General features: G+C 72.8%; 13 protein-coding genes. 11 read left to right on the top strand and 2 right to left on the bottom strand.

The annotated features are described in order from the left end of the window. Positions 1-43 precede the first annotated feature (43 nt). Genes P2F65_RS01255 through P2F65_RS01240 form a run of 4 tightly spaced genes read left to right on the top strand, consistent with a single transcriptional unit; the run spans position 44 to position 5,178 of the window. Entirely contained in the window at positions 44-2,716 is a 2,673-nt protein-coding gene (locus P2F65_RS01255; RefSeq protein WP_275803361.1) for a bifunctional GNAT family N-acetyltransferase/acetate--CoA ligase family protein, read from the top strand. Between the two features lie 14 nt (positions 2,717-2,730). After that, a complete protein-coding gene (locus tag P2F65_RS01250; RefSeq protein ID WP_275803359.1) occupies positions 2,731-3,336 on the top strand; it encodes a DUF5998 family protein in 606 nt (201 codons plus the stop codon). A 7-nt stretch (positions 3,337-3,343) separates the two neighbouring features. Further along, positions 3,344-4,492: a nucleotide pyrophosphatase/phosphodiesterase family protein gene (locus P2F65_RS01245; protein WP_275803357.1), complete on the top strand. Its 1,149-nt coding sequence runs from the start codon at positions 3,344-3,346 to the stop codon at positions 4,490-4,492. An 11-nt stretch (positions 4,493-4,503) separates the two neighbouring features. Beyond that, positions 4,504-5,178, top strand: coding sequence for a thymidine kinase (locus P2F65_RS01240; RefSeq protein WP_275803355.1), 675 nt, complete (start codon positions 4,504-4,506; stop codon positions 5,176-5,178). A 145-nt stretch (positions 5,179-5,323) separates the two neighbouring features. Here the strand turns inward: P2F65_RS01240 and sepH are convergent, their stop codons facing one another. Continuing rightward, positions 5,324-6,562: a septation protein SepH gene (gene sepH, locus P2F65_RS01235; RefSeq protein WP_275803353.1), complete on the bottom strand. Its 1,239-nt coding sequence runs from the start codon at positions 6,560-6,562 to the stop codon at positions 5,324-5,326. 74 nt (positions 6,563-6,636) lie between these two features. On the opposite strand from sepH, the gene P2F65_RS01230 reads away from it, so the two are divergent. The 4 genes from P2F65_RS01230 to sat all read left to right on the top strand — a co-directional run bounded on the left by P2F65_RS01230 (position 6,637) and on the right by sat (position 10,575). Continuing rightward, entirely contained in the window at positions 6,637-7,272 is a 636-nt protein-coding gene (locus tag P2F65_RS01230; protein WP_275803351.1) for a trimeric intracellular cation channel family protein, read from the top strand. Then, positions 7,269-8,399, top strand: a complete 1,131-nt coding sequence (locus P2F65_RS01225) for a ferrochelatase (protein WP_275803349.1) — start codon at positions 7,269-7,271, stop codon at positions 8,397-8,399. Before P2F65_RS01230 ends, P2F65_RS01225 begins: the two co-directional genes overlap by 4 nt. 3 nt (positions 8,400-8,402) lie before the next feature. Further along, the gene (locus P2F65_RS01220) at positions 8,403-9,302 is read left to right on the top strand and encodes an inositol monophosphatase family protein (RefSeq protein ID WP_345803666.1); all 900 of its coding nucleotides are present in this window, start codon (positions 8,403-8,405) and stop codon (positions 9,300-9,302) included. A 64-nt stretch (positions 9,303-9,366) separates the two neighbouring features. Beyond that, positions 9,367-10,575 (top strand): sulfate adenylyltransferase, encoded by a 1,209-nt coding sequence (gene sat / locus P2F65_RS01215; protein ID WP_275803347.1) that lies wholly within the window; start codon positions 9,367-9,369, stop codon positions 10,573-10,575. Between the two features lie 18 nt (positions 10,576-10,593). Here sat and P2F65_RS01210 read toward each other — a convergent pair whose 3' ends face one another. After that, entirely contained in the window at positions 10,594-10,779 is a 186-nt protein-coding gene (locus tag P2F65_RS01210; protein WP_275803345.1) for a hypothetical protein, read from the bottom strand. A gap of 398 nt (positions 10,780-11,177) precedes the next feature. Here P2F65_RS01210 and P2F65_RS01205 point away from each other — a divergent pair, with 398 nt between their 5' ends. Genes P2F65_RS01205 through P2F65_RS01195 form a run of 3 tightly spaced genes read left to right on the top strand, consistent with a single transcriptional unit; the run spans position 11,178 to position 12,797 of the window. Next, entirely contained in the window at positions 11,178-11,477 is a 300-nt protein-coding gene (locus P2F65_RS01205) for a DUF4193 domain-containing protein (RefSeq protein ID WP_275803344.1), read from the top strand. Between the two features lie 32 nt (positions 11,478-11,509). Further along, positions 11,510-12,007: a dUTP diphosphatase gene (gene dut / locus P2F65_RS01200; RefSeq protein ID WP_275803342.1), complete on the top strand. Its 498-nt coding sequence runs from the start codon at positions 11,510-11,512 to the stop codon at positions 12,005-12,007. Between the two features lie 7 nt (positions 12,008-12,014). Further along, positions 12,015-12,797 (top strand): DUF3710 domain-containing protein, encoded by a 783-nt coding sequence (locus P2F65_RS01195; RefSeq protein ID WP_275803340.1) that lies wholly within the window; start codon positions 12,015-12,017, stop codon positions 12,795-12,797. The last annotated feature ends 3 nt before the right edge of the window (positions 12,798-12,800 follow it).

Here is a 12,800-nt window from a genome sequence, read left to right as displayed (position 1 = left end):
TGGTGCCACCGGCACGGCTGCCCGGCATGACATCCTTGGCCGCATGACGGACGCCGCCACGCTGCCGCCTGGCTACCCCGTGCAGTGGGAGGCGGACGTCGTCCTCCGCGACGGCTCCGTGGCCCACGTCCGCCCCATCACCCCGGCTGACGCCGACCGGATCCGGCGCTTCCACGCGCGCCAGTCCGACGAGTCGATCTACATGCGCTTCTTCGCGCCGCTGCGGCAGCTGAGCGACCGCGACGTCAAGCGCTTCACCAACGTCGACTACACCGACCGGGTGGCGCTGGTCGCGACGGTCCGCGACGAGATCGTGGGCATCGGCCGCTACGACCGGGTCGGGAAGGGCAGCGCCGAGGTGGCGTTCAACATCTCCGACCAGTTCCAGGGCCGCGGGGTCGGCTCGGTGATGCTCGAGCACCTCGCGACCATCGCGCAGGAGGCCGGCATCACGGAGTTCGTGGCCGAGGTCCTGCCGCAGAACCGCAAGATGCTGTCGGTGTTCAGCGACGCCGGCTACGAGGTCGAGCGCCATTTCGAGGACGGCATCGTCTCGATCCGCTTCGAGATCAAGCCGACCGAGCGCTCCGAGGCCGTGCGGCTCTCGCGCGAGCACCGCGCCGAGGCCGTCAGCATGCGCTCGGTGCTCTACCCCGACACCATCGCGGTTATCGGGGCCAGCCGGCGCACCGACTCCATCGGCCACCAGATCCTGGCCAACATCATCGCGGCACGCTTCAACGGGGCCGTCTACGCCGTCAACAACGAGGCCATGGAGGTGCTCGGCCTCGCCGCCTACGCCCGGGTCAGCGAAGTGCCCGACCACGTCGACCTCGCGGTCGTGGCGGTGCCGGCGAGCCAGGTGATCGAGGTCGTGGAGGACTGCGCCGAGGCGGGGGTGAAGACGCTGCTCGTCGTCTCGGCGGGTTTCGCCGAGGCGGGACCGGAGGGCGAGGAGCTGCAGAACCAGCTGCTGCACACGGCCCGGGGCGCCGGCATGCGGGTCATCGGGCCCAACTCCTTCGGGGTGATCAACAGCGACCAGCAGGTGCGCCTCAACGCCTCCCTGGCCCCACAGCTGCCGCCGCCGGGCCACCTCGGCCTCTTCTCGCAGAGCGGCGCCCTCGGCATCGCCGTGCTCGCCTCCGCGGCCCGCCGCAACCTCGGCGTCTCGGTGTTCGCCTCGGCCGGCAACCGGGTCGACGTCTCCGGCAACGACCTCATGCAGTACTGGATCGACGACCCGCAGACCCACGCGGTCGGCCTCTACCTCGAGTCGATGGGCAACCCCCGCAAGTTCTCGCGCATCGCGCGACGGCTGGCGGCGACCAAGCCCGTGATCGTCGTGAAGTCCGGGGTCTCGAGCTACGGCGTGCCGCCCGGCCACCGCGCGCGGCAGACCCGGGTGCGCCCCGAGGCCTTCGACGCCATGCTCCGCCAGGCCGGCGTGATTCGCGTCGAGAACGTGCACCAGATGTTCGACGTCGCCCAGCTCGTCGTGCACCAGCCGCTCCCGCAGGGGAACCGGGTCGCGGTCGTCGGCAACTCCGACGCCCTCGGTGCGCTCACCGCCGAGGCGTGCGTCAGCTGGGGGCTGGAGGTCGCGCACGGGCCGGTCTCCCTCCCGTCGGAGGCCAAGGGGGAGCAGTTCTCCGAGGCGTTGGCGAAGGCCTTCGCCGACCCCCGCGTCGACTCGGTGCTCACCTGCTTCATCCCACCGCTGGTCACCTCCGACGAGGACGTCGCCACCGCGGTGCGCGAGGCCGCCCTGACGTCCGAGAAGCCATGTCTCGCAACCTTCCTCGGCATGCGCGGGGTCACCGACCGGCTTTCGGGCAGCGCGTCCGACCCCGAGGAGCGCCGCGAGGTCGTGCCCGCCTACGCGATGCCCGAGGACGCCGTCCGTGCGCTGGCCGCCGCCACTCGGTATGCCGAGTGGCTGGGACGAGACCGCGGCGTGCCGGTGCTGCCCACCGGCATCGACCGCGCTGCGGCCGAGCGCGTCGTCACGTCGGCGCTCGAGACCCACCCCGAGGGGCGCAAGCTCACCCTCGAGGAGGTGACCGAGCTGCTGGCCGCCTACGGGATCGAGCTGTGGGGGAGCGTGCCGGTGCGCACCGTCGACGAGGCGGTGGCGGCCGCCGAGGCGCTCGGCTACCCCGTGGTGGTCAAGTCCGTCGCGCCGCTGCTGCGGCACCAGCCGGGCATGGGTGGCATCCGTGTCGACCTCGCCACCGAGGCCGAGGTGCGGGCGGCGTTCGCCGGCCTCAACGACCGCCTGGCCCCGTTGGCCGCCAACACCTTCGTGGTGCAGAAGATGGCCACCCCCGGGGTTCCCTGTGTGGTGCGCAGCGACGAGGACCCGCTGTTCGGGCCCGTGGTGAGCTTCAGCGTGGCCGGGCCGCCGACCGAGCTGCTCGGCGACATCGGCCACCGCATCCCGCCCCTGACCGACGTCGATGTGTCGGACCTGATCTCCTCCGTCAAGGCGGCCCCCATGCTCCACGGTCACCGGGGGGCGGCACCGGTGCACCGCGCGGCCCTGGCCGACCTCATCGCGCGGGTCTCCGTGCTCGCCGACAACCTCCCGGAGGTGGCGTCCCTCGTGCTCAACCCGGTCAACGCCCACCCAGGGGGCGTGGACGTGCTGGGCGCCGAGGTGACGGTCGCCGCACCCCCGCGGCGCAAGGACCCGGGGCGGCGCTCCCTCACCTAGGGCAAGATGGCCCCATGGGTTCGACCTCTCCTCACCGCGCCGTGGCGCACGCTGTGCCCCTGCCCGACGACCTGACCCGCGCCATCCAGCGGGCGGGCTACTACCCGGCCCTGGTCGCCGACGTGGTGCAGGCAGCGCTCGGCCACGAGGAGGTCGTCTCGCACCTCGTCCACCAGGAGACGACGTTCGACCATGACGTCGTCCGCCGGCACATCACCGTGCTGGCCCTGACGGCCACGCGGCTCGTGATCGCCCACGCCGACGACCACGCCGACGAGCACACCGGCAACGAGGAGGTCGCGACGGCCACCACAGAGAGCGTCCCGCTGAGCGCGGTGCGCGGCGTGATGCTCACCCACGTGGTGCCCCGCCCGCAGGACTACCGCCCGGGCTCGCTCGGCCGCGAGATCACGCTCACCCTCGGCTGGGGCGCGGTCAACCGGGTCGACCTGCTGCCGGCGACGTGCTCGGACCCCGGCTGCGACGCCGACCACGGCTTCGAGGGCACCATCTCCTCGGACGACATCTCGCTGCGCATCAGCGCCGACGCCGAGGGGGAGACGGCGCTCGAGCAGGCGCTCGGCTTCGCCCGCGAGCTCTCCGCCAGCATCGGGCGCTAGGGCGCTCGTGCCGCACCTGGGGCTGCTCGAGCCGCGGTACGACGGCGCCGGTCTTGCCGGGGTGCTGCCCGGGGTCGCCACCAGCCTCGGGGTGCCCGGCCTCGACCAGGTCGGGTCGGTGCCGATGCGACCGGCCCGCCGCGCGGTGGTCGTGCTCGTCGACGGCCTGGGCTACGAGCTGGTCCGTCGGCGCGGCGGGCACGCGCCGTTCCTGCGCTCGCTGCTGCCGGCGGCATACCGGATCACCGCAGGGTTCCCCTCCACGACGGCCACCTCGATGGGCACCTTCGGCACCGGCCAGCCGCCCGGGGCGCACGGGCTGCTCGGCTACGAGGTGCTCGTGCCCGGGGAGGACCGCCTGCTCAACGAGCTGTCGTGGGAGGACGGCCCCGACCCCACGACCTGGCAGAGCCAGCCGACGGTGTTCGAGCGGGCCACCGCGGACGGCGTGGCCGTCACCTCGATCGGCCCCGGCTTCTTCGACGGCTCGGGCCTGACCCGGGCCGCCCTGCGCGGCGGCCGGTTCCGCGCCGCCGGGGCACTGTCGGCCCGGGTCGACGCGGCACTCGCAGCGCTGCGCGCCGAGCGTCGCTCCCTCGTCTACCTCTACTGGGGCGAGCTCGACAAGGTGGGGCACGTGCACGGCTGCCAGTCCTACGAGTGGGGCGACGAGCTCGAGGCCATCGACGCCGAGCTCAGCCGGCTGGTGCGCTCGGTCCCCTCCGACACCGCCGTCTACATCACCGCAGACCACGGCATGGTCGATGCCCCGCACGCGCTGCGGATCGACCTGGCCCACGACCCGGAGCTCGCCGCCGGCGTGCGCCACGTCGGCGGCGAGGCGCGGGCGCTGCAGCTCTACTGCGAGGACGGCGCCGCGGCGGACGTGCTGGCGACCTGGAAGGAGCGGGTGGGCGAGCGCGCCTGGATCCGCACCAAGCAGGAGGCCGTGCAGGAGGGCTGGTTCGGCCCCGTGAGCGAGCAGAACCTGCCGCGCGTCGGCGACATCATCGTGGCGATGCGGCAGAACTTCGCCATCGTCGACTCCCGCCGTGCCCGGCCGCAGCTGCTCGCCCTGCTCGGCCTGCACGGCTCGCTGACACAGGAGGAGTCGGCCGTGCCCCTCTTCCACGTCCCGGCTCGCGACAGCGCCTAGGCTGTCCCCTCGTGGCTGAGCTCGTCTTCTTCTCCGGGACCATGGACTGCGGCAAGTCGACCCTTGCCCTCCAGATGGACCACAACCACCAGGCGCGGGGCCGTGCCGGGCTGATCTTCACGAAGATGGACCGCATGGGCGAGTCGGTGCTCTCCTCGCGCCTCGGCCTGTCGACCACGGCCCGTGAGGTCACCGACGAGCTCGACTTCTGGGACGAGGTCGTCGAGTTCGCCACCACGGGCCACACCGTCGACTACCTCATCTGCGACGAGGCGCAGTTCTACACGCCGCAGCAGGTCGAGCAGCTCGCCCGCATCGTCGACGAGATGGCCGTCGACGTCTTCGCCTTCGGCATCACCGCCGACTTCCGCACCCAGCTCTTCCCCGGCTCGCGCCGCATGATCGAGCTCGCCGACCGGGTGCAGGTGCTCCAGGTGGAGGCCCTGTGCTGGTGCGGCCGTCGGGCCACCCACAACGCCCGCGTCGTCGACGGCGTCATGGTCGTCGAGGGCGAGCAGGTCGTCGTGGGAGACACCAAGCCGGGTCAGGCCGGGCTGGTCGAGTACGAGGTGCTCTGCCGACGTCACTTCATGCGCCGGATGAACTCCGCCGCTGCCCGCGCCGCGGCGACCTCGCCCGACACGCTGCCGTTCGACCTCGACCTCTGCCCCGTCCCACCCTGCTGACCCCTCACCGGGCGCCGCACCTTTATCGGGTCACCCGATAAAGGTGCGCCTACCCCCAAGTGGCACGGGGGGAGAAGTGACCGTTTATCGGGTCACCCGATAAACGCACACGGGTATGCCGGGTGGTGACCACGCGACATACCGCTCAGTCGCGCGGTCGGGCACCGAAGACCACGTCGTCCCAGCTCGGGACGCTGGGCCGGCCCTTCTTGCGGGTCGGGCGAGCCGACGTCGGCTCCGCCTCGGGCTCGGCCTCCGGCTCCACGCCAGCCGCGGCGTGCGGCACCGCCTCGGCCTCGGCTTCCGGCTCCGCCTCAGGCTCAGCTTCGGGCTCAGCCTCTGCTTCGGGTTCGCTGACCTCGGCCCCGTGCGCGACGTCAGGCTCGTGCGGCTCGGCCGCGGGCAGCACGTCGTCGCCGACGGCGGCCTCGGGTCCGTCGGCGGGGTGGGCGCCGCGGGCCGCCGGGGGAGGCGGCATGGTCTCGGGGTCGTAGGCGATGTCCTCGAGGGGGAGGGCGTCGCTGCGGGGAGCCTCGTCGACCGGCGTCTGCGCGGGGGCGCTCTTGCGACGGCCGCCGGAGCGGCGCCCGCGGGCCGAGGCGCGCTCGCGCATGGCCGTCATCAGGTCGAGGGGCTCCTCGCGGGAGGGACGCTCGGAGGCGGGCGACGCCGCCTTGGGGCGGGCGCTCGCGGCGACCCCTCCCTCGGCCTCCACGTCGTAGACCGTGGTCGCACGCACGGGGGTGGCGACGAGGTGGGGGGCCGGGATGGGGCTGCCGGTGGAGGGCTGGTCGTCCTCGCTCAGCCAGCGGGCCTCGTCATCGGCGGCGACGACCGTGCGCGCCGAGACGTCGAAGTGCCAGTGGGCCTGCCGTTGGCGGCCGCCGGCGGCGAAGGCGAGGGTGACGGTCCACTCGCCCTCCTCGTTGCGGGCCGAGTCCCACTCGGCCGTGGCGGGGTCCACCCCGCGGCCGGACAGGCGCTGGCTGACGCGGGCGGCCAGCGTGGGCGCCGAGCCCTGGCTGCCCCCACGCCCGCGCAGGCGCACCGAGCGGGCCAGGCCCGCGACGTGCTCGCGCTCGGCGAGGATCGGGCCCTCGTAGCGGCGGACCTTCTCGACGGGCCAGCCGGCGCGCTCGGCGACCTCCTCGGCCGTCGCTCCGGCGCGGATCAGCGCCTGCACCTCACGGGGTCGCATTCCACCTTCGATCTCGATCTGCAGCTGCCCCAGGCGCGGCCGGTCCTTGCGGATGGCCGCCCTGAGCGGTTCGTCGAGCGGCACGCGGTAGCGGTTGCCCTCGGGGTCGGCAAGCAGCAGGTGCTGCCCGTCCTCGTGGACACCGATCAGACGCAGGTCCTGCATTGCCTCTCCCGACTTCGCCATACTCGACCCCTGACTCTGCCACCTTGCCACGCAAGGGCAAAGCGCCCACGCCGCGGCGGTAGGTTGGGCTCGCGATGCTCACCCTCGATGCGAACCTCCAGCTGGCCCTCGACCTGGTGGGCATCTTCGCCTTTGCCCTGACCGGTGGCCTGGTCGCCGTGAGGAAGCGGCTAGACCTCTTCGGCGTGCTCGTCCTCGCGTCCGCGGCGGCCCTGGGCGGGGGCGTGCTGCGCGACCTGCTCATCGGCGACATCCCGCCGGTCGGCATCAGCGACTGGCGGCTGCTGGGCGCGGCCGTCGTCGCCGGGATCATCACGTTCCTGTTCCACCCGGGCGTGGCACGGATCTCCAAGGTGGTCCTCGTCCTCGACGCCGCCGGGCTGGCCACCTTCGCGGTCGGCGGCTCGCTCAAGGCTCTGGGCGCGGGCGTCGACCCGCTGGCCGCCGTCGTGGTCGGCGGCATCACGGCGGTGGGGGGCGGCATGCTGCGCGACCTCCTGGCCGGCCAGGTGCCCGAGGTGCTCCGGCGCGAGATGTACGCCCTGCCGGCTCTGCTCGGCTCGGCGCTGATCGTGGCGGCTCACCACTACGACCTCATCAGCACAGCGGCAATCTGGGGCTGCGTCGGCCTCGTATTCGTCATCAGGATGGCCGCTGTCATCCTCGACATCCACGCCCCCAAACCCCTACGCACCGGAGACCTGACGTGACCGAGCCCGCTGCCGCCCCGGACAACCCGCTCCAGCCCTACGACGGCATCCTGCTCCTCTCCTTCGGCGGGCCCGAGAAGCCCGAGGACGTCCTGCCGTTCCTGCGCACCGTGACCGCCGGCAAGGGCATCCCCGACGAGCGGCTGCAGGAGGTGGGGGAGCACTACTACCGGTTCGGCGGCAGGAGCCCGATCAACGACCAGAACCGCGCCCTGCTGGCCGCGCTGCGAGCCGAGCTCGACCGGCGCGAGGTCGACACGCCCCTCATCTGGGGCAACCGCAACTTCACGCCCTTCACCATCGAGGCGCTGCGCGAGGCGCACGGGCGAGGCCTGCGCCGCCTCGTCACGGTGGTCACGAGCGCCTACTCCTCCTACTCCTCGTGCCGGCAGTACCGCGAGGACCTCGCGGGGGCGGTCGCCCAGGCACAGGAGGAGGGCATCGAGATCGAGGTCGACAAGATCCGGCCCTACTACAACCACCCCGGGTTCTCGCGGGTCAACTCCCGGCTGGTCACCGAGGCGGTCCGCAGCCTGGTGCGCGAGGGCGTCGCGCCGGCCGCCATCCGGCTGCTCTTCGTCACGCACTCCGTCCCCACCGCGATGGACGAGACCTCCGGCCCGGGCGACTCCGAGGGCCACCTCTACAGCCGCCAGCACATCGCCCTGGGGGCAGCCATCACCGCGGAGGTGGGGGCCACCCTCGACCTGGACCTCGAGGGCGAGCTGGTGTTCTGCTCGCGCTCCGGCCCGCCGACCCAGCCGTGGCTCGAGCCCGACGTCAACGACCGCCTCGAGGAGCTGGCGTCCGAGGGCGCGGCCGCCGTGGTGCTGGCGCCCATCGGTTTCGTCTCCGACCACATGGAGGTCATCTACGACCTCGACACCGAGGCGGCCGAGACGGCCGAGCGGCTGGGCTTGAGGATGGTGCGGGTCCCCACGGTGGGCACCGACGCGGAGTTCGTCTCCGGCCTGGTGGACCTGCTCCTGGAGCGGGCGGGGGAGGCGCGGGGCGAGGAGCCTGCCAGGCCGGTGTGGCCCGGCTCGGACGTGCGGCCCTCGGTCTGTCGTCCCGGCTGCTGCCCGAACCTGCGGGTGGCCAAGCCCGCCCTGTGCGGGCAGGACTGACGGGTGGGCGCCGTGCCGGCCGGCCCAGATGTCGAGGTCCCGGACGGGCTGCCGCTCGAGGAGCTCGAGCGGCTCGCCGTCGAGGTCGCGCAGGAGGCGGCCCGGCTGATCGTGGAGGACCGGCCCGACGGCCTCGGCGTCGCCCGGACCAAGTCGAGCGCCACCGACGTGGTGACCGTCATGGACCAGCGCGCGCAGGACCTGCTCCGACAACGGCTGCGGGCCGCCCGCCCCGGTGACGGCTTCCTGGGCGAGGAGGAGGGGGGCGACAGGGGCACCTCGGGCGTCACCTGGGTCGTCGACCCCATAGACGGCACGGTCAACTACCTCTACGGCATCCCCGCGTATGCCGTGTCGGTCGCCGCCGTGGTGGGCGACCCGGCGACCCCGGGTCGGTGGCGCCCCGTCGCCGGCGCGGTGGTCGACCCCGAGCGGGGACGGACCTTCCACTCCCGCCTCGGCGGCGGCGCCTGGCGCAGGTCGGCGGGAAAGGATCCCGAGCGGCTGCGGGTCGGTGACCAGGCAGACCTGTCACAGGCCCTGGTGGGCAGTGGGTTCGGCTACGAGGCGAGCGTGCGCGTCTGGCAGGCCAAGGTGCTGCTGGAGGTGATCCCGCAGGTCCGCGACATCCGGCGCATCGGCAGCGCGGCCCTCGACCTGTGCCACGTGGCCGACGGCGAGCTCGACGCCTACTACGAGCGCGGCCTCAACGCCTGGGACATGGCAGCCGCCTGGCTGGTGGTCACCGAGGCAGGAGGGGCCTTCGGGGGCCTGTACGGGGAGCCTGCCGACTCGCGCATGGTCATCGCGGGCCCGCCGGGCCTGTTCGCCAGGCTCGAGGAGGTCGTGGCGGCGGCCGTGCGGCTCGTGGGCCCTGATGGGCCATCTCCGTCAAACGTGTGAGCCGCCGCCCCGCGCCGCGCCCCAGAATGACGGCACGAGCGGACCCGACCGCTGGAGGGGGCAGATGCACGCTGACCGGGGACTGTCGCGACCACACGGCAACCGGCTGGTCGACCTGGTCGTCGGCCCGGAGCGGGCCGGCGAGCTGGAGCAGGCTGCCGCGCACTGGCCGGACCGGGTGCTCACGGAGCGGCTCCAGTGCGACCTCGAGCTCCTGGCCTGCGGGGCCTTCTCGCCGCTGACCGGCTTCATGGGCGAGGAGGACCACCGAGGTGTCTGCGAGCGGCTGCGCCTGGCCGACGGCACCTTGTGGCCCATGCCGGTGGTCCTCGACGTCGACGAGCCCACCCTGCGCCGGGCGACCGCTGCCGGGCGCCTCGCCCTGCGGGACGGGCAGGGGCGCCTGCTGGCCGCGCTCGAACCCCGCAGCTCCTGGCGTGTCGATCCCGGCAGCGAGGCGGAAGCGGTCTTCGGCAAGTGCGACCCGGCGCACCCGTCGGTCCACCGGCTGCTGAACGACACCCAGTCCTGGTACGTCGCCGGTGCCCTGGAGGTGCTGCCGCGCGCCGTGCACACCGCCGGGCGGGAGGGTGCCGACCTGCGGTTCTCGCCGGCCGCCCTGAGACGGCACTTCGACGAGCTCGGCGTGCGTCGGGTCGTGGCGTTCAACACCCGCAACCCGATGCACCGCGCCCACCAGGAGCTCACGGTCCGGGCGGCCCGGGAGACCGGGGCCCACCTGCTGGTGCACCCCGTGGTCGGTCCCACGAAGCCCGGCGACATCGACGTCGCGACCCGGGTCGCCTGCTACCGCCAGCTCATGCCGAGCTACCCGCGGGGCGAGGTCACGCTGGCGCTCCTGCCGCTGGCCATGCGGATGGGTGGGCCACGAGAGGCCCTGTGGCACGCGATCATCCGCCAGAACTTCGGTGCCACCCACATGATCGTCGGCCGGGACCACGCCGGCCCCGGCACCGACAGCTCGGGGGGGCCGTTCTTCGACCCGTATGCCGCGCAGGCGCTGGTGCGCCGTCACGAGCACGAGCTCGAGATCTCGATGGTGGCCTACCCGCAACTGGGCTACGTGGAGGCGACCGGCAGCTACGAGCCGGTGGAGCAGGTCTCGCGCGGGACCCGGGTCCACGTCATCTCGGGCACCGAGGTGCGGGAGCGACTCGCGCGCGGCGAGTCGCTCCCGGAGTGGTTCACGCCCGGCGCTGTCGCCGAGGTCCTGCGACGGCGTTTCGCTCCCGAGGTCGAAGCGGCGGGCTGAGTGGGCTGGACGAAGGGATCAGGCCGCCGTGAAGGCCTGGAGCTCCGGAATCCGCAGCCCGTGCTCGCTCGCGAGCCGGGCGAGGTTCTCCAGCTCTGCCTCGCGCACCTCGACGAGGAAGTCGTCGCCGCTGTCCTGGGCCTGCTTCAGCGACTCGACCGCGGTCGTGGCACGATCGCGCATCTCGGCGTGGAACTCGGTCATGGTGCACCTCTTCTCAAGCGTCTCGCTCCCGGCTGGCGCAAGGACTCTAAGGGGAAAGACGCCCAAGGCAGGCATCCGGGTTGCCGATATCTCGGTGAACGGGCAGTAAAGGAACGGTCAAGGCGCCCGCCTGACCTGCGTGCTTGCCGCCCCCGTGTGGCCCTGCTCACAATGCCCGGATTGCCCTGTTTGCCAAGGTCTCCGGTCCGGTCGGTGGGCATCTGGGCCCCGGGTGATGCCGGGGGGATGTGGATAGGGCACAATCCGCTGACGCCGACCACCAGAACCGGGCACAAAAGCAGGACCGGCTGCGTTGATGCAGCAGACACGCGCGCCGGCCAGGGCGGGCACCACACCACCGACGCACGAAACCTAAGCAAAGGGGAGCGACAGCGATCATGGCGACTGACTACGACGCGCCGCGCAAGACTGACGACGAGCTGTCCGAGGACTCCATCGAGGAGCTGAAGTCCCGACGGGCCGACAAGAGCGCGTCCAGTGTGGACGTGGACGAGACCGAGCAGGCCGAGGGATTCGAGCTGCCCGGGGCCGACCTCTCCGGCGAAGAGCTCTCCGTGCGGGTGCTGCCGCGCCAGGCCGATGAGTTCACCTGCTCGCGCTGCTTCCTGGTGCACCACCGCAGCCAGCTGGCCAAGGAGGTCAACGGCCAGATGGTGTGCACGGAGTGCGCCGCCTGAGCAGAGCCGCGGCAGAGATAGGGTCAGTCCTCGTGACTGGCCCTTCTCGCGTCCCCGTGCAGATCCGGCGACTCGACCCCGGTCTGCCGCTCCCGGCATACGCTCACCCCGGTGACGCCGGAGCCGACCTGCGGGCCGCCCGGGAGGTGACGCTTGAGCCGGGGGCACGGGCCCTGGTGCCCACCGGCGTGGCCGTCGCGCTGCCCGTCGGCTTCGTCGGCCTGGTGCACCCGCGCTCGGGCCTGGCGGCTCGGCACGGCATCGGCATCGTGAACGCGCCCGGCACCGTGGACGCGGGCTACCGTGGAGAGATCCTCGTGAACCTGGTCAACCACGACCCGCGGGAGCCGTTCACCGTCCAGCGGGGTGACCGGATCGCCCAGCTGGTCGTCCAGCAGGTCGCACTGGCCGATTTCACCGAGGTCGACACGCTCACCGAGACCGCTCGGGGGGAGACTGGACACGGGGCCAGTGGTGGCTTCGGCGCCACCCCGGACGCACTGGCACCAGACGCACCATCGAGAGATTGACGAGGCAGTGAGCATCTTCCGACGCAACAAGGACCAGCAGCCGACCGGCGACGACACCGTCACCCCCGACGAGGCCCGGGAGCACCGCGCTCCCGAGGACGTCGAGGGCCAGCCCACATCGTCGGCCGCCGAGGCCACGGGCGACGCGGGTGCCGCCGAGGCGCAGGGGCCCTTCGACGCCAGCGAGGTCGACGGCCCCACCGGCCGCCTCGACCTCGGCGCGCTGTGGATCAAGGGCGTGGCGGGCATGGAGCTGCGGCTCGAGGTGGAGGAGGCGACCCAGAACGTCGTGGGGGCCACCGCCGTCCTCGGCGACTCGGCTGTGCAGCTCCAGGCGTTCGCGGCGCCCAAGACCATGGGCATCTGGGACGACATCCGCTCCGAGATCGCCGAGTCGATCGTGAGCCAGGGCGGCACGGCCGACGAGCAGCGCGGCGTCCTCGGCACCGAGCTGCGCACCCGCATGCCGAGCGCCGGCCCGGACGGCCGCACCGTCTTCGCCCCCGCGCGGTTCGTGGGTGTCGACGGGCCGCGATGGTTCCTGCGTGCCGTCTTCTCCGGCCGTGCCGCGATCGAGGACGAGGCCGCCGAGGCCCTCATGGACGTGCTCCGCCAGACCGTGGTGGTGCGTGGCGACGTCGCCATGGCGCCGCGCGAGCTGCTCCCGCTGCGCCTCCCGCAGGAGGTCACCGATGCGGTCGAGGACGAGGTGGACGACGAGGGCACCGGCCGCAGCGCCGACGACCTCAACCCGTTCGAGCGCGGGCCCGAGATCACCGAGGTCCGGTAGGGC

This window comes from Knoellia sp. p5-6-4, from assembly GCF_029222705.1.
Classification (GTDB): Bacteria; Actinomycetota; Actinomycetes; order Actinomycetales; family Dermatophilaceae; genus Pedococcus_A.
The sequence above is the reverse complement of the archived record's forward strand: the minus strand, read 5'-3'. Positions and strand labels throughout refer to the sequence as shown.

Bases quoted from the DNA above. Each gene is read 5' to 3' on its own strand.
- P2F65_RS01255 (WP_275803361.1), top strand. From the start codon at position 44: ATGACGGACGCCGCCACGCTGCCGCCTGGCTACCCCGTGCAGTGGGAG.
- P2F65_RS01250 (WP_275803359.1), top strand. From the start codon at position 2,731: ATGGGTTCGACCTCTCCTCACCGCGCCGTGGCGCACGCTGTGCCCCTG.
- sepH (WP_275803353.1), bottom strand. From the start codon at position 6,562: ATGGCGAAGTCGGGAGAGGCAATGCAGGACCTGCGTCTGATCGGTGTC.
- P2F65_RS01230 (WP_275803351.1), top strand. From the start codon at position 6,637: ATGCTCACCCTCGATGCGAACCTCCAGCTGGCCCTCGACCTGGTGGGC.
- sat (WP_275803347.1), top strand. From the start codon at position 9,367: ATGCACGCTGACCGGGGACTGTCGCGACCACACGGCAACCGGCTGGTC.
- P2F65_RS01210 (WP_275803345.1), bottom strand. From the start codon at position 10,779: ATGACCGAGTTCCACGCCGAGATGCGCGATCGTGCCACGACCGCGGTC.
- P2F65_RS01205 (WP_275803344.1), top strand. From the start codon at position 11,178: ATGGCGACTGACTACGACGCGCCGCGCAAGACTGACGACGAGCTGTCC.